This is a genomic window from Shewanella inventionis (assembly GCF_019931735.1).
Classification (GTDB): domain Bacteria; phylum Pseudomonadota; class Gammaproteobacteria; order Enterobacterales; family Shewanellaceae; genus Shewanella; species Shewanella inventionis.
Genome location: NZ_CP082926.1, coordinates 3,455,267 through 3,475,104, shown reverse-complemented (window position 1 = coordinate 3,475,104; position 19,838 = coordinate 3,455,267). Strand labels below are relative to the sequence as shown.

Annotated in this window: 19 protein-coding genes; 11 read left to right on the top strand and 8 right to left on the bottom strand. The window is 42.3% G+C overall.

All coding sequences use genetic code 11. From position 1 onward, the window contains the following. Positions 1 to 2: 2 nt before the first annotated feature. Positions 3 to 740: a dethiobiotin synthase gene (gene bioD / locus K8B83_RS15490; RefSeq protein ID WP_223420085.1), complete on the top strand. Its 738-nt coding sequence runs from the start codon at positions 3 to 5 to the stop codon at positions 738 to 740. Positions 741 to 817: 77 nt separating this feature from the next. On the opposite strand, the gene K8B83_RS15485 is transcribed toward bioD, so the two are convergent. The 3 genes from K8B83_RS15485 to K8B83_RS15475 all read right to left on the bottom strand — a co-directional run bounded on the left by K8B83_RS15485 (position 818) and on the right by K8B83_RS15475 (position 4,021). Then, positions 818 to 1,843 carry a GGDEF domain-containing protein gene (locus K8B83_RS15485; protein ID WP_223418011.1) on the bottom strand — a complete coding sequence of 342 codons (1,026 nt, stop codon included), beginning with the start codon at positions 1,841 to 1,843 and terminating at the stop codon, positions 818 to 820. 136 nt (positions 1,844 to 1,979) lie between these two features. Then, the gene (locus tag K8B83_RS15480) at positions 1,980 to 2,891 is read right to left on the bottom strand and encodes a hypothetical protein (protein WP_223418009.1); all 912 of its coding nucleotides are present in this window, start codon (positions 2,889 to 2,891) and stop codon (positions 1,980 to 1,982) included. A gap of 701 nt (positions 2,892 to 3,592) precedes the next feature. After that, positions 3,593 to 4,021, bottom strand: a complete 429-nt coding sequence (locus K8B83_RS15475) for a DUF413 domain-containing protein (protein WP_223418007.1) — start codon at positions 4,019 to 4,021, stop codon at positions 3,593 to 3,595. A gap of 108 nt (positions 4,022 to 4,129) precedes the next feature. On the opposite strand from K8B83_RS15475, the gene hdfR reads away from it, so the two are divergent. Next, on the top strand, positions 4,130 to 4,990 hold the full coding sequence (hdfR, locus tag K8B83_RS15470; protein WP_223418006.1) for an HTH-type transcriptional regulator HdfR: 861 nt from the start codon (positions 4,130 to 4,132) through the stop codon (positions 4,988 to 4,990). Positions 4,991 to 5,337: 347 nt separating this feature from the next. Here hdfR and K8B83_RS15465 read toward each other — a convergent pair whose 3' ends face one another. Beyond that, complete coding sequence (locus K8B83_RS15465) at positions 5,338 to 5,706, bottom strand: diacylglycerol kinase (protein WP_223418004.1); 369 nt, start codon at positions 5,704 to 5,706, stop codon at positions 5,338 to 5,340. Between the two features lie 144 nt (positions 5,707 to 5,850). Here K8B83_RS15465 and K8B83_RS15460 point away from each other — a divergent pair, with 144 nt between their 5' ends. Next, positions 5,851 to 6,699 carry a DNA ligase gene (locus K8B83_RS15460; RefSeq protein WP_223418002.1) on the top strand — a complete coding sequence of 283 codons (849 nt, stop codon included), beginning with the start codon at positions 5,851 to 5,853 and terminating at the stop codon, positions 6,697 to 6,699. 93 nt (positions 6,700 to 6,792) lie between these two features. Continuing rightward, positions 6,793 to 7,287, top strand: a complete 495-nt coding sequence (locus K8B83_RS15455; RefSeq protein ID WP_223418001.1) for a low molecular weight protein-tyrosine-phosphatase — start codon at positions 6,793 to 6,795, stop codon at positions 7,285 to 7,287. Between the two features lie 40 nt (positions 7,288 to 7,327). On the opposite strand, the gene ylqF is transcribed toward K8B83_RS15455, so the two are convergent. Both ylqF and K8B83_RS15445 read right to left on the bottom strand, forming a co-directional pair. Beyond that, positions 7,328 to 8,269 carry a ribosome biogenesis GTPase YlqF gene (gene ylqF, locus K8B83_RS15450; protein WP_188739874.1) on the bottom strand — a complete coding sequence of 314 codons (942 nt, stop codon included), beginning with the start codon at positions 8,267 to 8,269 and terminating at the stop codon, positions 7,328 to 7,330. A gap of 152 nt (positions 8,270 to 8,421) precedes the next feature. Beyond that, positions 8,422 to 9,261, bottom strand: a complete 840-nt coding sequence (locus tag K8B83_RS15445; RefSeq protein ID WP_223417999.1) for an isopenicillin N synthase family dioxygenase — start codon at positions 9,259 to 9,261, stop codon at positions 8,422 to 8,424. A 152-nt stretch (positions 9,262 to 9,413) separates the two neighbouring features. Between K8B83_RS15445 and K8B83_RS15440 the strand changes: the two genes are divergently transcribed. After that, positions 9,414 to 10,325, top strand: a complete 912-nt coding sequence (locus K8B83_RS15440) for a bifunctional methionine sulfoxide reductase B/A protein (protein ID WP_223417997.1) — start codon at positions 9,414 to 9,416, stop codon at positions 10,323 to 10,325. A 110-nt stretch (positions 10,326 to 10,435) separates the two neighbouring features. Here the strand turns inward: K8B83_RS15440 and rne are convergent, their stop codons facing one another. Next, complete coding sequence (rne, locus tag K8B83_RS15435; RefSeq protein ID WP_223417990.1) at positions 10,436 to 13,909, bottom strand: ribonuclease E; 3,474 nt, start codon at positions 13,907 to 13,909, stop codon at positions 10,436 to 10,438. Positions 13,910 to 14,542: 633 nt separating this feature from the next. On the opposite strand from rne, the gene rluC reads away from it, so the two are divergent. Beyond that, the gene (rluC, locus tag K8B83_RS15430) at positions 14,543 to 15,499 is read left to right on the top strand and encodes a 23S rRNA pseudouridine(955/2504/2580) synthase RluC (RefSeq protein ID WP_223417989.1); all 957 of its coding nucleotides are present in this window, start codon (positions 14,543 to 14,545) and stop codon (positions 15,497 to 15,499) included. A 61-nt stretch (positions 15,500 to 15,560) separates the two neighbouring features. Next, a complete protein-coding gene (locus K8B83_RS15425) occupies positions 15,561 to 16,211 on the top strand; it encodes an HAD-IA family hydrolase (protein WP_223417987.1) in 651 nt (216 codons plus the stop codon). A gap of 53 nt (positions 16,212 to 16,264) precedes the next feature. Here the strand turns inward: K8B83_RS15425 and K8B83_RS15420 are convergent, their stop codons facing one another. Next, a complete protein-coding gene (locus K8B83_RS15420) occupies positions 16,265 to 16,861 on the bottom strand; it encodes a Maf family protein (RefSeq protein WP_223417985.1) in 597 nt (198 codons plus the stop codon). Between the two features lie 249 nt (positions 16,862 to 17,110). Here K8B83_RS15420 and yceD point away from each other — a divergent pair, with 249 nt between their 5' ends. Genes yceD through K8B83_RS15400 form a run of 4 tightly spaced genes read left to right on the top strand, consistent with a single transcriptional unit; the run spans position 17,111 to position 19,835 of the window. After that, positions 17,111 to 17,635: a 23S rRNA accumulation protein YceD gene (yceD, locus tag K8B83_RS15415; protein WP_188739881.1), complete on the top strand. Its 525-nt coding sequence runs from the start codon at positions 17,111 to 17,113 to the stop codon at positions 17,633 to 17,635. A 17-nt stretch (positions 17,636 to 17,652) separates the two neighbouring features. Then, positions 17,653 to 17,823: a 50S ribosomal protein L32 gene (gene rpmF, locus K8B83_RS15410; RefSeq protein WP_011636967.1), complete on the top strand. Its 171-nt coding sequence runs from the start codon at positions 17,653 to 17,655 to the stop codon at positions 17,821 to 17,823. Between the two features lie 15 nt (positions 17,824 to 17,838). Further along, positions 17,839 to 18,867, top strand: coding sequence for a phosphate acyltransferase PlsX (gene plsX / locus K8B83_RS15405; RefSeq protein ID WP_223417984.1), 1,029 nt, complete (start codon positions 17,839 to 17,841; stop codon positions 18,865 to 18,867). Between the two features lie 8 nt (positions 18,868 to 18,875). Further along, complete coding sequence (locus K8B83_RS15400) at positions 18,876 to 19,835, top strand: beta-ketoacyl-ACP synthase III (protein WP_188739883.1); 960 nt, start codon at positions 18,876 to 18,878, stop codon at positions 19,833 to 19,835. The last annotated feature ends 3 nt before the right edge of the window (positions 19,836 to 19,838 follow it).

Here is a 19,838-nt window from a genome sequence, read left to right as displayed (position 1 = left end):
TGCTGTATTTTGTCACTGGCACCGACACCGATAGCGGCAAAACCTTAATATCTGCGGCATTGCTGGCCAAAGCACAAGGGCATAAATGCGGTTTTAAACCTATTGCCTCAGGTTGTGAAATGACTGACGATGGGTTGCGCAACCGTGATGCATTGATGTTAATGGCGCAATCAAACATGGGCTTAGCGTATCAAGAGATTAATCCAATTAGTTTTGAACCCGCAATTGCACCGCATATTGCAGCATTGCAGGTCAATGCTGCGTTAAGTGCACAAGGTGTATTTGATGCGATGTTTCACCCGGCAATGGTTAATGCTGACTTTGCCTTAATTGAAGGTGCTGGTGGTTGGCGTTTACCGTTAGGTAATGGCGAGTATTTATCTGACACGGTTAAGTTATTGCAGACTCAGCTTCAACAAGAGACATCCACTTATGGCAATAGTGTTCAGTTAAGTCATGCTGTAACGAAAAACACTAAAATTGAAGTCGTTCTGGTTGTGGGTATGAAACTTGGCTGCTTAAATCATGCGTTGTTAACGCAAGAGGCGCTGCTAGCCGATGGTTTGAGTATTGCTGGTTGGGTGGCCAATCAGGTTGATGCCGACATGGCGTTTATTGATGAAAACTTGCAAAGTTTACAACACATGATGCAAGCGCCATTTTTAGGCTATGTGCCACATCTTGCAAATCCGACGGCCGACAATGCGGCGGCTTATGTGCAATTACCAAAGTCGGAATAATGAGTTAATAAAAAACTCAACCGGATGAAGGTTTATTCATCTCAAGGTTGAGTTTTATGGTTTTTTGGCCAATTAACTTAACTGGCAATTGGCATCACTCGGTTACGGCCAAGGCGTTTTGCCTCATATAATAATTTGTCAGTTGCTTCAATTAACTGGGCCACACTTTGTTTGGGTTTCCACTCTGCCACACCAAATGAGGCTGTTATTGAGTCAATCACTTTATCGCTACGACGGTCTTTTACGCTGAGTTTTTCTATGGCTCTGCGGATCGCTTCAGCCAGTTGCCTTGCCACTCTTAATTGGCTGCTAGGCACGATAATGGCAAACTCTTCTCCGCCAAAACGATAGAGTTTTATACCATCACGACACGCTTCTTGGATACGTTTAGCTACTGTTTTTAATACCAAATCACCCAATTGATGACCAAAAGTGTCGTTAAAGGATTTAAAGTGGTCAATATCAATTAAAATCAAACATGTACCAGTAGGCGATAAATCAATCTGTGCTTCAATATCATGGTTAAATGCGCGCCTGTTTAATACATTTGTTAAGGCATCAAATAACATGTCTTTTTCAGATGCTGCTAATCGCGTTTTTAGTGTATCAATTTCAGATTGTGCTTTTTGTAATTGTTCGGTAAAGCTCACTGTACTAGATCGTATATTTGATGACTCTTTAACAATACTTCTCACAACCCCAATCACTTGCTCAAGTGAAAACCCTTTGGTTTCCAGGTCGCTTAATTTTTTAAAATCTTTGTCAATTTGAGACTGGAAGGTCTCAGTATCTAAATTAGTATCCCGCAGTGATTGTGATAGCTCGCAAACCATGGCATCAAGATTTTTACGCATTTCGCGTACATCGAGCTCAACAGGATCGCTTACATGTTTTCTATAAAGTAACTCACTGGTAACAGGTGAACAGGTTTGATTTTGCTTTATTGCGGTGTCGAGATCTTGGTTCAACAATGGATTTTGTTCACCAACATAGGCATACCAAAGCGCATAATTGGTGGGTGTTGTTGGGATTTTGTACTTAAGCATTAGCGGCACTGCTTTTTTCAAATTAGCAGCAGCAGTTTGTAATAAGGTGTTAGGCATTAAGTACCTCATGCATAGCGCGATGAAAAGACTGGTAAGGTTATTGAGTATGATAGAGATTATAGCAATACATTATCATTTTACTGATCACAAAAGAGCATATCAATGGGATTATGAAGAGGATATTGTTAGCAAACTAAAAACGATATGACACAGCAAACAGAGGGCCAGTAAAGCTGTAATTGATGTTATGATCGAATGTTTTTAGTACATTGTTGTTCATTTTTCGTTGTTTTTCTATTGTGATATCAACATCATAGTAATTATAAGCCAATTTTAGTGACCAGTTCTCAGAGCATTGAGTTTCAATTCCTAATCGAACATCGATTAGCGAACCATCAACATCATCATAAGCGACTGAAAAATACTGCGCATACGCTGAAAAAGTCCATCCATGATACAATTCATAAGAACCATAAATACCGACATTAGGCAATGGAGCCGTAAGCGTGTCATCAACAACCTCGGGTGTTGCGACCACATTACTGCACAAGCTAGTTAAAGAAGAGTCTGGGATACAAGTGCCTATTGTGCCTTTAAAAACGGCTTCAATAAACATGGTATGAAAACCGATAGAAATACCAACAGCATAATCAGTGCCTTGCCAAACATCATAACCATATCCCAGTCGTAATATATCAATATTGAGTTCGGTATCGAGTTTGGTTCCCACCTCGATTAAGTAATCTTTGCCATCAATGTCTTCGAGGATAAAATCCTCGTTTACATGGTTGTTATCTGCTTGGCGATCTAAAGATTTCCAGTCGATGTAAAAATGATGACGTTGATTGAATGTGTAGGTTAGCTCAAAGTACGGAAGGTACTGTTCTTCAGCTAGGAGTAACGTGTCTTCAAAATCTATGGGAAACGTGCCGCCTGTTTTAGGGTTAGTGACGGCCATATTTGAATCTGAGTTAGCGTAAAACACCCCAAAATCCAGGGAGAACGTGTCCATAATGGACATAGGATCACTATTGTCGATATTCGAAGCGTTTGCGCTTTGTGTGCACAACAGCATTATGACAATATAAAAAATGGACTTAATCATTGAAACTCCGCACTTATTATTTTTTCTAAAGCGACTTTGTATGCGACTTCATATGATGCAGTTGCGGTATTTGCGATTGAATTTTTTGTTACGACAGATAACCAAAGTGGGGTTATTAAAATGTGTCGTGGCTGATATTCAAATAAACAAAGATGAGCACAAACTGTTCAGCACACATACTAACAGGTCACTACAAGATGTGAAGTATTTGTATCTAAATGTTGCATAGAATCATGTTTTTTTCGTTGGTGTGAACTGGTACCAAGCCACAGTAGAATAAAGCAAGGGCAAGTTGACCTTTGTTGGGTGAATGTTGTTCGAGATAAAATGGATTAAGCGGGGCGAGTGAGTGGATGGTAATCGAAGCAGATTGGCTCAACAAAGCATACTGCGTTTTTAACCTAACATTTCGGGTTGCACTTGTTGTTCGTTTTTAAGACGTTATTGGCTTTTTATGTAGAATAACGACACGAAAAATCCTCAGCCATCTCTGAACGAGCAACAATAGACAGCAATATATCTTGAAAGATAAACGCGTCCCAAAAGGGAACGGTTTTAAATTGCTAAAACATGGTGTGATGAAAAAGTATGTTTATTTAGTGGTGAGGGCAGAGTTGAGCACCTAAGAGTAGAGTCGTGTTAATGGCTCTACTCATGAGTGGTCATTGAATTAATGACATTTTTTGATGACTGAATAAGGGTTATTCCGATTCATCTGTGTCAGATGCGTCATCTTCAACGTCATCAAATTCAATTTCAATTTTAGCACTTGCTGGGGCATGAATTGTGCCTACTACAGCATAAAAGGGTTTTCCTTTTGCTAAACGACAGTATTTAACCCACAATAATTCCATTGTGGTCGAGGCGGGTAAAATACCTTGAGCCACTTTTACAAATTGGTCTTCGTCGACATTGCATGGCAGTTGTTTTGCTTCAGCTAAATCTTTCATTGCTTGACCATGTTGTTCAAGCAAGTCAGCTTCCTTACTGGTAAAATCACCGCAACGCTTAAATCCTTTGGGAAAATTCGCGTCATCATAGAAGCGTTTAGTAGAGCGGAAACTGTCACTTGACCCATTGGTGTGAGCTTCAATACCTTGTTTAGCATTGACAAATGATTGCTGAGACATAGCTAATACCTTCTAGATTATGAGATATAAAGATTTTCAACTGGAGTATTGGCTAGTATTATCATTTTTAAAATCAAAATATTTTGTCCTTAACGGTAAAGAATTTTTATGGATACAGATTTATTAAAAACCTTCTTAGAGGTTTCTCGTACACGTCATTTTGGTAAGGCGGCTGAAAATCTTTACCTAACCCGCAGTGCAGTGAGTTTTAGGATTAAGCAGCTAGAAGGTATTCTCGGGGTCGAGTTATTTGAGCGTTTACGCAATAATATTCAGCCAACACCGGCAGGTGAGCGAATGCTTGGTCATGCAGAGGCTGTATTAAATACGTGGGAAAGGGCAAAACAAGATATTATTTTAAATCAACAGCATAGTATTCAATTGACGGTATCTGCAGGCCCGAATATTTGGGAAGCTTATTTGCAGCCCTACTTGCAGCCATTGCATATGGAGCTAGATGGAGTGTCATTACGAACCGATGTGTTGTCGGCATCGGTTATGACTCGACAATTAATAGAACGTAGCCTTGATATCGCGATAAGTTTTGACCCACCCAAACTCGATAAACTTGAACTGGTTAAATTAGCGCAAGTAAACTTGGTGTTGGTTGCCGATCAGCACAACCTTAACCTCGCGCAAACCTCATCAATACCATATATCAAGGTTGACTGGGGGACGGCATTTAATATTACCCATGCACAAGAATTTACCATGTTGCCGTTACCGGTATTGCATACCAGTTCGGCAAGAATGGCATTGGATTTTATATTAAATAATGGGGGGTGTGCTTTTTTACCTGAAGTGCTCGTGAAGCCATATTTAACCAATAACACCTTGTTTATGGTAAAAGGAGCAAACAACATTACACGTAATGTGTATGCCGCGTATTGGCCAGAAAATGAACGACTAGTTTATATTGAAAAAACGATTGCCATTTTAGCTAAAACCTTAAGTCATGAGACTGTTTAGGGTCTGTTTATCTTTGTTTATGTTTTATGTTGAGAGATAAAAATGGTTTTGGTAAGGCAGATAATTGCGGCCATAGTTGCCTTAGGTCGAGATTACTTAACGCACCATAGAGTCATGTTAGCCTCAGAGCGATGGGTTGCGGCTGTTTTTTAGCCGCACGGCCATCAATTTACTGATCCTACGGGCTAAACGGCATTCTGTTACGCTTGTCTGACAGATAAATACGCCCTAATGTGGTGAATGATGTTGTGAGTAAGTGCTTTTGCTTCATTAATGTCTGACAACCCGCCATAGGCACTTACACCAAACTTTTAATCATATACCGATATCCCTTAAACCTATAGGCGTTAAATCAGCGGTATTAATATCATTGCCCAGGTGATTGCACACAGCGCTAAACTGATAAACACAGCCGCTGAGGCAATGTCTTTGGCTTGCCCACTTAAGGGATGAATTTCATCGCCAACCCGGTCAACAACGGCTTCAATGGCTGAATTGATCAATTCGACAATTAAGACAATCATCAATGTCATCATCATTAATATACGCTCTGCCATACTCACATCAATGATAAGTGCGATTGGCAGCATCAATAGGGCTAATATTGCTTCTTGCCTAAAGGCTGCTTCGTTTTTCCATGCCGCTAATAAGCCTTTAATTGAAAACCCAGTAGCTCTAAAAACGCGCTTAAGACCATGATTATTTGTTGGTTTCATTATATTTGTCTTTTGGTTATCTCTGGCTCAATTGTAACATCGTTGCGCTATGGAAACAGTTAATTTAGCGAAATATGGATATCTATCTGAGTTGTACTAGGCTTTACTTTTTTACAATAGTTTCGCCATTGGCAAGGATTGCTTATGTTACGCAAAGTGTGTTTTATGCTGTTAGCACTATTACAGATGACTAGCCTTTACAGTTATAGTGACGTGTTGCCCAAACCCGATATTCAACTTGCCAGCCATTATGATGCCAATCTTGAGGTGAGCGATTATCTGGTCAGTGAAAAGCTTGATGGCGTGCGCGGTTACTGGACAGGAAAACAAATGTTAACCAGAAGTGGCCGAGATATTGCCTTACCAATATCATTCATAAAAGGGTTTCCTGATTATCCTGTTGAGGGAGAGCTGTGGCTCGGCAGAGGGCAGTTTGAACAAATATCCGCATTAGTCAGACGTGAGCAGACACTCGAGCAAGAATGGCAATCTGTTAGGTTTATGATATTTGATTTGCCAGAGCATCCGGGTACATTTGAGCAAAGATACATTGCGATGCAAAAGTTAGTAAAACACGTTGACTCTAAGCATTTACAAGCCATTAGTCAGTTATCAATTTCAGATAATACGGCACTTTTTAATCAGCTCGATAGGGTTGTTGATGAGGGCGGTGAAGGCCTAATGTTACATTATCGGCAGGCCTTTTATCAGGTTGGTCGCAGTCAATTTATCGTAAAACTCAAACCTAAATATGACGCCGAAGCGGTTGTGATTGGGTATACCGAAGGTAAAGGTAAGTACCTTGGGCTGTTGGGTGCATTAACCGTTAAAACCCCAGATGGTGTTGTATTTAATATTGGCAGCGGATTAACTGACAAGCAGCGAAAAGTGCCTCCCGCCATTGGGGCGACGATTACGTACCAATATTCAGGGTTTACTCAAAAAGGAACGCCAAGGTTTGCGACATTTTTACGAGAGCGTCCAGCTCAATAAACGTTAGCGAGATGACAGCACATTATGTGTTAGTCGGTTTACTTTATCTTTTGATAGTATGATTATACCAAATACAAATATCTAGTTGAATTTATGAACAATAAACACCGTTTAGCAGATGTGTCGTCTGTTTTATTTGTCTGTATGGGGAATATTTGTCGCTCTCCGACCGCAGAGGCCGTTTTTAAACAGCAAGTAAAATTGCATGGTTTATCATTAAAGATTGATTCGGCAGGGACCATAGCATACCACCAGGGCAACGAGCCAGATAGTCGCAGTATGGCTGCTGGGCGCAAACGTGGTTTAGATTTTAGTGGAATGAGAGCAAGGCAAATTACCGAGCGTGATTTTACCGAGTTTGATTTGATACTGGCAGCCGATAACGCCAATTTACACGATTTGAACGCGCGCTGCCCTAAGCAATATCAGCATAAGCTTAATTTAATGCTAGTGTTTGCCGGTGATGAAAATAGTGAAGTGCCCGATCCTTACTATGGTGGCAATGATGGCTTTGAATTAGTGATTGATTTACTTGAAAACAGTTTAGCTAAATTAGCTCAGCAAATTGCAGAGGCTAAAAAGGGGTAAATGATTACCCCTTTTTTAATGTTCTAGCGGTCGTTAAAGGTTAATCGTTATGTCGTTTACCTGAACGCTTTAACTTTTCTTGTTCAATCTTCTGTTGTTTTAATGCTTCTTTTTCTGCTAATAGTCGCGCCACTTCCAGTTTTTCTGCTTCGGCCATTTCAGGTGTTTCTAAGCTTAATAGTCCGATGCGTCCAGAGCGGTAATCGTGTAAAAGCAGTTCTGACACTTTATGATAATCAATACGACCACCAGGGCGAAGTGCACCACGAGAGCCTGCGATGGCTTCAAGTAAACCAATATCTGTCTCTGGCAATGAACTGAGTTTGTACCGCTCTAGCATGGCTTCAGGATAAGCCTTTAAAAAATATTCAGCGGCAAACATGGCGACATCTTCATATTCCATTGCCGTGTCTTTAATCGCACCAGTAACCGCTAGGCGATAACTGCTCGCTTCGTTGTCGACTTTTGGCCATAAAATGCCCGGGGTGTCTGAAAGCACAATACCGTTACGTAAATTAATCCGTTGCTGTGTTTTAGTAACAGCAGGCTCGTTGCCGGTTTTGGCAATGGTGCGCCCTGCAAGGGTGTTGATGATGGTTGATTTACCCACGTTTGGGATCCCCATAATCATGGTACGGATGTCTTTTTCTATCACATCACGATGTGGCACCAGTTTACGGCAAATATCAGGAATATTTTTGACCATGCCCGGCTGTAAAGTCGTAATTGCTGAAGCCTTAACCCCTTGTTCACGTTCAAGGTATTCAATCCATCGCTCTGTCACGGCTGGATCGGCTAAATCAGATTTATTGAGCAGTTTAATACAGGGTTTATCGCCACGAAGTTGTGACACCATTGGGTTTTCACTGCTGTAGGGAATGCGAGCATCGAGCACTTCAATAACAAGATCGACCTGAGGCATTGCCTCTTCGATCTCTTTGCGTGCTTTGTGCATGTGTCCTGGATACCACTGAATTGCCATGATGTTGCCTTATAACCGAATGCCTGCTCAAGTAAATAAAATCAATATTTACCGAGAAATGTAAAAGCCATATTGTACCTTGTTAGCTCAGTAAAAACATAAAAAAAGCGCCCGGAGGCGCTTAGTCTTGGTACTTTTGAAATGCGATACGTTTAAATAACACCTAACTCACGTAGCCTTTCCATCAAGTAGCTGTCTGCGGTATAACGCTCAGACAAGACTACCTCTGGATTTGGGTGTAAAAATAATGGCAAAGAAATACGCGACTTAGTTTTGTCGGTACCCTCTGGATTAATTACCCTATGGGAAGTTGAAGGGAAATAGCCCCCTGAAGCTTCTTGGAGCATGTCACCAATATTAATAATGATGCTGCCAAAATCACTTGGTACATCAATCCATTCACCCGTTTTGGCCTTTACTTGTAATCCAGGTTCATTGGCTGCAGGCAATAAGGTGATTAAATTAATGTCTTCGTGAGCGGCTGCGCGGATTGCGCCTAGCTCTTCGTCGCCCTTCATTGGAGGGTAATGTAAAATACGTAATAATGTTTTTTGACTTGCTGCGATCATATCAGGGAGCGGAATTGAATACTTTGCAGCAACTTCTGGCGGAGTGTATTTTTCTATCCACCCCAATAGCTCTGATGCTAAGGCGTTGGCATGATCATAGTAAGCGAGGATGTTGGCTCTAAGTGAGTCAGGAATACGCCCCCAAGGATACACATGATAATATTCTTTGATATCTTTGACTGTGTTGCCTTTAGCGGTTTCTGATATTGAAGCCGGGAAAAATCCATCGTGTGTTTCTGGTTTAAACAAAAAGTCATGTTTTTCATCTGACAAGAAGAACTCGTACCATTCTTTGTAAATGTCTTCGACCAGTTGTTTTTGGATTGGATGGTTTGATAATACCCCAAATCCAGTTTCTCGAAGTGACTCGACAAATCGTGCAGCACTATCTGGTGCTAAATAATCAATTGTATTAAGTTTCATTATATATTTCTTATTAGTGTGTTGACCCACGCTAATGGTAACCTTAGTCACACTTTGTCGCAATTCTTTGCTCGTTTTCACATGTAATTGGTTGAACCGATATTCGTTCATCTGCGTAATGTTTGTGGGGCGGCAATTAATGAGAGCTTTCAATGAATAAATTAACTGAATTTGAAAAATACGTTATTGAGCAAAAAGGCACCGAACGTCCTTTTAGTGGTGAGTATGTCGATCATAATGCTCAAGGTATTTATTGTTGTAAAAAATGTGAAGCTCCCTTATATAAAAGTGAGCACAAGTTTAATGCGCATTGTGGTTGGCCCGCCTTTGACGATGAGATAGCGGGGGCGGTTGATCGCACAATGGATGCAGATGGCCGTCGAGTTGAAATCACCTGCCATCAATGCGGTGGCCACCTTGGGCATGTATTTGAAGGTGAGAGGCTAACGGACAAAAATATCCGTCACTGTGTTAACTCTGTATCTATGGTGTTTAAACCCGTGAATGAGTTAATTCAAGTTGCTACCTCTACCACCGAAAAAGCCACTTTCGGGGCTGGGTGTTTCTGGTGTGTAGAAGCTATTTTTGCTCAACTAAACGGTGTATTGAGTGTTCAGTCTGGGTATTGTGGTGGTGATGCCAGAGATGCTAATTACGATGCGGTATGTTCTGGTAAAACGGCTCATGCTGAGGTGGTGCATATCACATTTGACCCAAATATCATCAGTTACGAGACATTATTAACGGTACTGTTTGAAAGTCACGATCCGACCACATTAAACCAGCAAGGTAACGACAAAGGTCCACAATATCGTTCTGTGATTTTTGCTCATAATAGCCAGCAAGTCGATGCAGCAAATGCGTTTATTGAATACTTAACAGCACAGCAAATCTGGCCAAATCCCATCGTGACACAAATAAGTGCTTTTGATACGTTTTATGCCGCTGAAAGCTATCATGATGATTACTTTGCTAAACACGGTGAGCAACCTTATTGTCAGTTAGTGGTAAAACCTAAGTTTAACAAAGTGATGGCAAAGTTTGCCGAAATACGTAAGCGTTAATCTGTTGGTATAAGGAAAATATTAGCGATATCAGCCTCGTTAATGAGCAATAAAAAAGCCATGCTAAATTAGCATGGCTTTTATGTTTGCGTCATTAGACGTCTTTTTGACTACTTACCTGGACGCGCCATACCTGATGATGCGCTGTTAGCTATCACTGATTTTGGTGCGCTGTTTTCAGTCTGTGTGTCATAAGCTTTGCCTTGTGGCACTGCTTTTTGTTCACGAACACCAACAGTAGGTTTGGTCATATCAGATGACACCATCGAACCAAAACGACTGGCTTTTGCTGGCGCTTTAGGTGCAGTTTCAACAACTGCTATGGTGTCTGCTTGAACTTCAACCTGAGTTTCAGCGGCCGTTTCTACTTTCGCTTGACGTACAACTGGTGCAGGCTTTGCCATTGGCGCAGAAGCATTTAACGTTGACTTGTCATTAGTGACAGGTGCAACTGGCTCAACTGCTTTAGGCGCTTGAGGAGCAGCTTCTACAACTGGCTCAGCTGCTTTAGGCGCTTGAGGGGCAGCTTCTGCAACTGGCTCAGCTTCTTTAGGCGCTTGAGGGGCAGCTTCTGCAACTGGCTCAGCTGCTTTAGGCGCTTGAGGGGCAGCTTCTACAACTGGCTCAGCTGCTTTAGGCGCTTGAGGGGCAGCTTCTGCAACTGGCTCAACTGCTTTAGGCGCTTGAGGGGCAGCTTCTGCAACTGGCTCAGATTCTTTCGGCGCTTGAGGGGCAGCTTCTACAACTGGCTCAGCCGCTTTAGGCGCTTCAACTGCTGGCGTGTTAGTTTCGGCCGAGTCAGTTTTTACTGTAGGGGTATCTTCAGTTGAAGAGGTTGATCCCGTTTGTTTAGATTGCTCAGCATTTAATTGCTTTTCTAACTCATCAACAGAGGTAAATACTGCTTGTTGGTTAGTGTCTGTATCATCACGACGACGACGCTGACCTGCGGCTCTTAGGTGGCGAGGGCTACGACGGCTACGGCGTTGACCTTCACGTCCTTCAACTTTAGTATCTTCAGCCGTTTCTGCATCACTGTCATCAGATGCATCACTATTTGAAGCATGTTGTGCTGCTACAGAGGCGTCATTGATGTTCACGTCATTGGTAGCGACAGTGGTTTTTTCAACATTATCGCTATTGGTTTGCGCTTTGACATCTGTCGCATCTGTTTTATTGCCGTTGTTAGCGGTTTGAGATACAGGTTCTACTGGTGCGTTATCAGCATTTTCTGAAACGGTAGTTGTCTCGTTTTTAGCTTGTGCCTCAGTTGATTGCTCACTTCTGTCTTTACGTGGCTGGCGACGGCTGCGCGGAGCTTTGGCTTCAGATTTTGCTTCAGTTGCTTTTGGCTCCGTTGTTTTGACCTCAGGCACGTCCACCACTACTGCAGGTTTGTCTGTTGCAGTGTTATTAGCTGTGTCTGCATCAGTCGCTTTTGCTGCAACGGCTTCGCTTTGTTCGTTCTCGATACGCACTTTACGACGCATATTACGGCGTTGACGACGTTCGCGAGCAGCTTCTTGCTTAGGCGACTTCTCCGTGTTTGTTTTGACTTCTGCCGCTTTGGGTTCATTAACCTGTTGCAGTGCTTTGTCTGTTCTTTCAGTACGCGGCTTGTTCTTAGCGTTGTCGTCTTGAGCGTTATTTTTGCTATTACGATCATTACGCTTATTACGAGTACGAGGCTCGTTGGTGTTTTTTGCATTGTCGCCGTCATTACGCTGACGACGGTTGTCGTTGCGGCTTGTATTGCGATTGCTATTTTCGTTGCGGTTGTCATTGCGACGAGGGCGACGATTATTGTTTTGTGCTGAATCTGTTGTTTGTGTAGCTGTTTTAGTGTCTTTGTTTTGGCTATCGCTAGTTGAAAACAGTGCGCTAATGGCTGACACAATACGAGCAAAAAAGCCTGGTTGCGATGGTGCAGATGCAACAGGTGTTTTAGTTGCTTGCGCTTGAGCTGGTGCAGCTTCAACAGTGGCTGATTTTTGTGGGGCGGCAAACCCTTTTAAAGCAGGCTCTGGTGATGCAGCTCGCTCAAGTTTACGTGGCTCGTATAGTTTTGATGCTGGCTTTTCAACGCGTTTATAGCTTGATTCGCTCACTTCATCATCGCTCTTACGACGAACGACGCGATATTCTGGTGTCTTCATGTGAGCATCTGGGATGACATACACTTCAACTTCATGACGTTCTTCTGTGATACGAATTGCTTTGCGCTTTTCGTTCAATAAGAATGCTGCCACATCAACCGGCACAATGGCTTCGATTTGCGTGGTATTTTCTTTAATGGCTTCTTCTTCCATTAAACGTAAAATAGACAGTGCAAGTGATTCAGTACTGCGAATAGTACCTTGTCCATGACAACGCGGGCATAGATGTGCTGCTGACTCTTCAAGCGAAGGGCGTAAACGTTGACGTGACATTTCCATTAAGCCAAAACGAGAAATGCGGCCTAACTGAACACGTGCGCGGTCATGGTGAACGGCATCACGTAAACGGTTTTCAACTTCACGCTGATGGCGCACAGGTGTCATATCGATAAAGTCGATAACCACTAAACCACCTAGGTCACGAAGACGTAATTGACGTGCAATTTCGTCTGCGGCTTCAAGGTTAGTGTTTAGTGCAGTTTCTTCAATATCGCCGCCTTTAGTCGCGCGAGCAGAGTTGATATCGATAGACGTTAATGCTTCTGTAGGATCGATAACAATTGAACCGCCTGATGGTAAACGCACTTCACGTTGGAATGCAGATTCAATTTGAGACTCTATTTGGAAGTGAGTAAACAATGGCACTTCAGATTCATATAGCTTAACGCGCTCAACAAAATCAGGGCGAACTAGGCCAATGTGTAGTTTAGCTTCTTCAAAAATGCGTGGATGGTCGATAAGGATTTCACCGACATCGCGACGTAAATAGTCACGAATAGCACGTACGATCACGTTACTTTCTTGATGAATTAAGAATGGTGCTGCTTTGCTTTGAGCGGCTTCTTGAATGGCATCCCAGTGGTGTTGTAGAACTTTTAAGTCCCATTTTAATTCGGTAGACTCTTTACCTACACCCGCAGTACGTACAATTAAGCCCATGCCATTTGGCACTTCAAGCTCACTCATGGCTTCTTTTAGTTCAGTACGCTCATCGCCTTCAATACGACGCGAGATCCCGCCAGCGCGTGGATTATTTGGCATTAATACGAGGTAAGAGCCGGCTAAACTGATGAAGGTAGTAAGTGCGGCACCTTTATTGCCACGCTCTTCTTTATCAATTTGAACGATGACTTCTTGGCCTTCTTGCACCACTTCTTTGATGTTTGGACGACCTTGGAAAGAGTATCCTTTAGGAAAGTACTCGCGTGCGATTTCTTTTAGCGGTAAAAAACCATGACGATCAGCGCCATAGTCAACAAATGCCGCTTCAAGTGAAGGTTCTACGCGGGTGATTTTACCCTTGTAGATATTTGATTTTTTTTGTTCGTGACCTGGACTTTCAATGTCGAGATCATACAGTTGCTGCCCATCTACAAGGGCAACACGCAACTCTTCTGATTGAGTTGCATTGATTAACATACGTTTCATGATGACGTGATTCTTCTAAATGAGGTCATCAAACAACACGATTTTCTGCATTACGGGCCTGAATTAATCGGTATAACCTCACGGTTAGTTTCAGGCAATTAGGTGCTCATTTCTGTAAAACGCAGTCGCTGCGTGTCGCATCCTATTTATGGCTTATTTTCTAATATTTACAAAAACAAGGAATTCGTTGACTTACAACCAACCCCATAAATTATGGTATTTAATCCGTTAATGCCCAAGTCGAATCGGTTTGTTTGATAACAAGCTAAAATTTTGTTCGAATTTGGGGCGATTTACTGCAGTTAAATTGAAATTTTTACTGAATACTTACGGTTTGATTGTCGAAACGTTTTTTGTCGTTTTTTATTTATATACAACCTGCAAATCAATGGTTTGCTACCGATAAAGCTCATTTTCTTAATTACAGTTTTTCGCATTTGGTGAAAGTTGTGAACACTTTATCCACTGTTTACTCTCAGCCAGAGCGCAAATATAGCAACAAACACTATGTTCATCAATCAAAAGCCCATATTCTTTCGTGTATTTATTTCAAGTCGCCCATGTCACCAATGGTCATAGCCAATCATTTGCAAGATAAGGTACACTATTGCGGTTACTACTATATGGCGCATCATGAATACTGAAACTACCCCCCAAGTTGAATACGTGAGTATCGACGAAGATAATGTTGAACAACGGATCGATAATTTTCTGCTGACTAAGCTAAAAGGCGTGCCCAAAAGCATGATCTATCGGATTGTGCGAAAGGGAGAGGTGCGTGTAAATAAAAAGCGCATTAAACCAGAATACAAATTGCAAATGGGTGATGTTGTGCGTGTGCCCCCCGTGCGAGTGGCTGAAAAAGATAATCGTACCGCGCCGTCTGCTAATTTATCTCGAGTGTCACAATTAGAAGAGCGGATTATTCATGAGGATAATCATTTAATCGTGTTGAATAAACCTGCTGGTATTGCTGTGCACGGTGGCAGTGGTGTGGATTATGGCGTGATCGAAGGATTACGGTCTTTGCGTCCGCAACAAAAATTTTTAGAGCTGGTACATCGCTTAGATAAAGACACATCAGGTGTGTTGTTGGTTGCTAAAAAGCGCAGTGCATTAAAACATTTACATGAACAGCTTCGCAGCAAAACCATGCAAAAAGATTATTTAGCCCTTGTGCGTGGTGAATGGCAAGCAAGCGATAAAGTGGTAAAAGCGCCGTTATTAAAGATTACCTTAAAGTCTGGCGAGCGAATTGTTCGGGTAAACAAAGAAGGTAAAGAGTCTGAAACCCGATACAAAATTATGCAGCGTTACCAGGGATGTACGTTGGTAAAAGCCAGCCCTGTAACAGGACGCACTCACCAAATTCGTGTGCATTGCCAATATGCCGGCCATGCGATTGCCTGCGATGATAAGTATAGCGAACAGCAATTTGATGACAGCATGCGTGCATTAGGACTAGACCGGTTATTTTTACATGCGGCAGAGCTTAAGTTTACGCATCCTGAAAACAATGAAGTGATGCAGGTTAAAGCACCGTTAGACGAAGTGTTAGTTAAGACATTAGATAGGCTTAAAAGAGCGTAGATTAACGTAATCGCAAACATGTTAACCTTAAGTTGCCGTGGATTGACTAAAATAGGGCGTGATGTTGAACAGTAAAGAAAAAGCATTTGATTTAATCATTTTTGATTGGGATGGTACTTTGATGGACACGGTCGGTAAAATTGTGTCTTGCATGCAAAGTGTTGCCCAAGAGCTTATGTTGCCAGTACCTACAGAACAACAAGTTCGAGATGTTATTGGTTTATCTTTGCCAAACATTATGCCTATTTTATTTTCACAGCATCACGATCATCAACAAATTATCGATTGTTATCGACGTCATCATTTAGCGAGCGATTATCCCACGCCGTTATTTGAAGGTGTTGAAGAGTTAATAAAGCAATTGCATGAGGCTGGATATTTATTGGCCATTGCTACCGGCAAAGCAAGAGAAGGGCTTGATAGAGTGCTTGAGCTGACTGGGCTGGGCCAATATTTTCATGCATCTCGGTGTGCCAGTGATGCGCAAAGTAAACCGCATCCTGAAATGCTACATGCATTATTGGGCTATTTTGATGTTGCGGCTAATAAAGCCATTATGGTTGGTGATTCAATTCATGATTTAACCATGGCCAACAACGCAAAAATGGCCAGTATTGGCGTGAGCTATGGCGCTCATAATGAAGTCACGTTATCAACGCTTAAGCCTCTTGCTATTGTTGACCGAGTTTCTGCTATTCGTGATTATTTGTAATCAAGTGTTTTGCCTTCACAGAAGAGCGTGAAGGCTTTTAGTGACATTGATGCTTAGCTTAATACGTCCATACCGTGCATCTGCAGTAATTCAATCAATTTAATCAGTGGTAACCCAATTAATGTATTGGGGTCGTTACCTTCTAGGCGGCTAAATAGCGCAATACCCAGGCCTTCGCTTTTAAAACTTCCAGCACAATTTAATGGCTGTTCTGTGTCGATATAATATTGGATTTGTGCTTGCGATAATGGTTTAAAATGAACGATGAAAGGCTCCACACAAGACAACATCTGTTCTGTTGTACTGTTGTAAACCGCAAGGCCTGTATAAAAAGTGATTGACTGACCAGACGCCGCTGTGAGCTGTGCAATGGCGTTATCAACAGTGTGAGGTTTACCGATAATCTGCCCGTTAATAACGGCAACTTGATCAGAGCCGATGATCAATTGGGGTGTATCAATGTTAACGGCTAGTTGAGCACCTGCCTTTGCTTTTTGTTCAGCTAAACGTTGCACTAAAGCCGTGGCGGTTTCATTGATTTGCGCTGATTCATCAATATCTGGACTAACGCAGTCAAAAGGGCACATTAATTTTTGCATTAATTGTTGTCGAAAAGGCGAGGTGGACGCGAGTATAAGATTGTATTTCATTGCGTTTATTTAATTTCACTGTGTGATATGAGCCATTATCCGTCAGTTTACTGTAATCAGTGGACCAAATGGAGTATTTTTCACCGAGTAATGCTTGTGTGATGGGGGCGGGTTCGGTAAAATTTGCCAACTTTCAAATTCAATGCAGGATTAAAGAATACCTAATGAGTCAGTGTTAGGTGCAATTACCGTTATTTTACGGAAATTTTCTTTGACTCCAGCGTTTTCAAACTATAATATGCGCGCCTTATGCAAACAGTAAAGATACCGGTTTCAATTGATCCTATACGCGCTGCCTCAAGCGGCCTTCGTTATGAAGGTTATGTGCCAGGCAAGCAACTAAAGCGATTAAGCGAGTTATGTGCCGGCGACTGTTCCGACGTAGTTGTGTCGTTGGAATGTGGCGTCGATTTACAGGGGATAGTCTACCTTCGCGGGAAGGCTGTGACGGAGCTCACTCTGTTATGTCAACGTTGCATGACACAATTTACTACTGAGGTTACGGTCGACTTTTGTTTTAGTCCTTGTCGGACTGAGGCAGAAATCGATGAGCTCCCGGATGCGTATGACCCAATTGAGTGTAATGAGATTGGTGAAGTACGTCTGCATCAATTGATTGAAGATGAATTGATAGTCGCTATGCCGATCATCCCTATGCATCAGGAAACTGATTGCAACCTAGGGTCGAAAGATATAGTTGTAGGCGAGATCGAACCCGCTCAAGAGGAGCGTCCAAATCCGTTTGCAGTGTTAGAAAAACTGAAGAGCAAGTAATCTAGGAGACAGGTCAAATGGCTGTACAACAGAATAAAAAATCACGTTCAAAGCGTGGCATGCGTCGTTCACATGATTCATTGAGCACTGCTCAATTATCAGTAGACGCAACTAGCGGTGAATTACATCTACGTCACAACGTGACTGCTGATGGTTTTTACCGCGGTAAAAAGGTAATCAACAAGTAATTTGTTGATTATCTGATGACAAATCTGACGCTTGCGTTAGATGCGATGGGGGGCGATCACGGCCCCCACGTGACAGTGCCTGCAGCGATGCAGGCATTGAAATTTCATAGTACGCTAAAAATAATTTTAGTTGGTAATCAAACCGACATTCAAAAATGTTTACCTCAAACTCCATCTGCAGATTTAGACCGCATTGAAATAATTCATACCACTGAAGTCGTCACCATGTGTGATAGGCCTGTTCATGCGTTGCGTTCACGTAAAAATAGCTCAATGAGAATTGCATTGGAGTTGGTGCGTGATGGAAAAGCAGCCGCTTGCGTTAGCGCAGGAAACACAGGTGCATTAATGGCAATGGCTAAAGTGCTGCTTAAAACGTTGCCCGGCATCGATAGGCCTGCGTTAGTATCTTGTTTACCTGCTGTCACCGGTAAGCCAGTTTATTTACTCGATTTAGGCGCAAATGTGTCTTGCGATTCTGAAGCATTATTTCAATTTGCTATTATGGGCTCAGTATTATGTGAAGCTGTTCATAAAAAAGCTCGTCCAAAAGTGGCATTATTAAATGTGGGTATCGAAGAGGTTAAAGGCAATGATCAGGTACAACAGGCTGGTCAATTGTTACAGCACACAGACCAAGTCAATTACATTGGTTTTGTTGAAGGTGACGAAATCTATACGGGTAATGTAGACGTGATTGTCTGTGATGGTTTTGTGGGTAATATTACCCTTAAAACGTCCGAAGGCATTGCCAAGTTATTAGTGCATCAATTAAAGCGTGGGTTAAAAGACGGCTTTTTTGTACGTTTACTCTCCAAACTCATCGCTCCACACATACAAGCTGTTCTCAGTAAGATGAACCCCGACCACTATAATGGTGCAAGTCTGATAGGATTGCGCGGAATAGTAGTAAAGAGTCATGGTAACGCGGATGAAGCTGCATTTTTACAAGCATTAAATTTAGCAGCAACAGAAGCAAAACGTCGTCTTCCTGAAATGATTAAAGATCGTTTGGAGTCGATTCTTTTAGACATCAATAGCTGATCTCATATATGCATACAAAAATTCTCGGAACAGGCAGTTATCTGCCTGTGCAAGTTCGTAGCAATCAAGATCTCGAAAAAATGGTTGAAACCAGTGACCAATGGATTGTGGAAAGAACCGGTATTTCAGAGCGGCGCATTGCTGCAACAGACGAATCGGTAGCAACCATGGGTTATCAAGCTGCATTACAAGCGCTTGACATGGCCGGAATTGACGCCAGTGAGCTTGATATGATTGTGTGCGGAACGACAAGTGCAACTAATGCATTTCCTGCAGCCGCCTGCGAAATTCAAGCACTATTAGGCGTTAAAAATATTCCTGCCTTTGACATTGCTGCGGCATGTTCCGGCTTTGTTTATGCCTTGTCGGTTGCCGACCAGTTTGTGAAAACGGGCGCGGCTAAAAAAGTACTCGTCATTGGTGCCGATGTGTTGTCACGCATGTGCGATCCCGCCGATCGAACAACGGTCATATTATTTGGTGATGGTGCAGGTGCAGCAGTGATTGGTGCAAGTGACACCCCTGGTATCATTGCCACTCATATTTATGCCGATGGTAGCCAAGGTGACTTGTTAAAGTGCGCTTTTCCTCCTCGCTCAGGTGAAGGCTCAGAAGCCGTTAGCTTTATGACTATGAAAGGTAATGACGTATTTAAAGTCGCGGTAACTCAATTATCTAATGTGGTCACTGAAACGCTACGCCTCAATAATGTCGACAAGTCAGAAATTGACTGGCTAGTCCCGCATCAAGCCAATTTTCGCATTATTAATGCCACTGCCAAAAAGCTCAATATGAGTTTAGATAAAGTGGTGCTTACCCTTGCCAAGCACGGGAATACCTCGGCCGCTTCTGTGCCTATCGCGCTTGATGAAGCCGTACGTGATGGTCGTATTCAACGTGGTCAATTATTATTGCTCGAAGCCTTTGGTGGCGGTTTTGCGTGGGGCAGTGCATTAATTCGTTTTTAACTT

Excerpts from the sequence above, each read along its gene's own strand:
- K8B83_RS15455 (WP_223418001.1), top strand. The coding sequence starts at position 6,793 with ATGAACAATAAACACCGTTTAGCAGATGTGTCGTCTGTTTTATTTGTC.
- K8B83_RS15485 (WP_223418011.1), bottom strand. The coding sequence starts at position 1,843 with ATGCCTAACACCTTATTACAAACTGCTGCTGCTAATTTGAAAAAAGCA.
- K8B83_RS15480 (WP_223418009.1), bottom strand. The coding sequence starts at position 2,891 with ATGATTAAGTCCATTTTTTATATTGTCATAATGCTGTTGTGCACACAA.
- K8B83_RS15425 (WP_223417987.1), top strand. The coding sequence starts at position 15,561 with ATGTTGAACAGTAAAGAAAAAGCATTTGATTTAATCATTTTTGATTGG.
- K8B83_RS15445 (WP_223417999.1), bottom strand. The coding sequence starts at position 9,261 with ATGAAACTTAATACAATTGATTATTTAGCACCAGATAGTGCTGCACGA.
- K8B83_RS15420 (WP_223417985.1), bottom strand. The coding sequence starts at position 16,861 with ATGAAATACAATCTTATACTCGCGTCCACCTCGCCTTTTCGACAACAA.
- K8B83_RS15465 (WP_223418004.1), bottom strand. The coding sequence starts at position 5,706 with ATGAAACCAACAAATAATCATGGTCTTAAGCGCGTTTTTAGAGCTACT.
- ylqF (WP_188739874.1), bottom strand. The coding sequence starts at position 8,269 with ATGGCAATTCAGTGGTATCCAGGACACATGCACAAAGCACGCAAAGAG.
- K8B83_RS15460 (WP_223418002.1), top strand. The coding sequence starts at position 5,851 with ATGTTACGCAAAGTGTGTTTTATGCTGTTAGCACTATTACAGATGACT.
- rne (WP_223417990.1), bottom strand. The coding sequence starts at position 13,909 with ATGAAACGTATGTTAATCAATGCAACTCAATCAGAAGAGTTGCGTGTT.
- K8B83_RS15475 (WP_223418007.1), bottom strand. The coding sequence starts at position 4,021 with ATGTCTCAGCAATCATTTGTCAATGCTAAACAAGGTATTGAAGCTCAC.
- rluC (WP_223417989.1), top strand. The coding sequence starts at position 14,543 with ATGAATACTGAAACTACCCCCCAAGTTGAATACGTGAGTATCGACGAA.
- rpmF (WP_011636967.1), top strand. The coding sequence starts at position 17,653 with ATGGCTGTACAACAGAATAAAAAATCACGTTCAAAGCGTGGCATGCGT.
- plsX (WP_223417984.1), top strand. The coding sequence starts at position 17,839 with ATGACAAATCTGACGCTTGCGTTAGATGCGATGGGGGGCGATCACGGC.
- K8B83_RS15440 (WP_223417997.1), top strand. The coding sequence starts at position 9,414 with ATGAATAAATTAACTGAATTTGAAAAATACGTTATTGAGCAAAAAGGC.
- K8B83_RS15400 (WP_188739883.1), top strand. The coding sequence starts at position 18,876 with ATGCATACAAAAATTCTCGGAACAGGCAGTTATCTGCCTGTGCAAGTT.
- hdfR (WP_223418006.1), top strand. The coding sequence starts at position 4,130 with ATGGATACAGATTTATTAAAAACCTTCTTAGAGGTTTCTCGTACACGT.
- yceD (WP_188739881.1), top strand. The coding sequence starts at position 17,111 with ATGCAAACAGTAAAGATACCGGTTTCAATTGATCCTATACGCGCTGCC.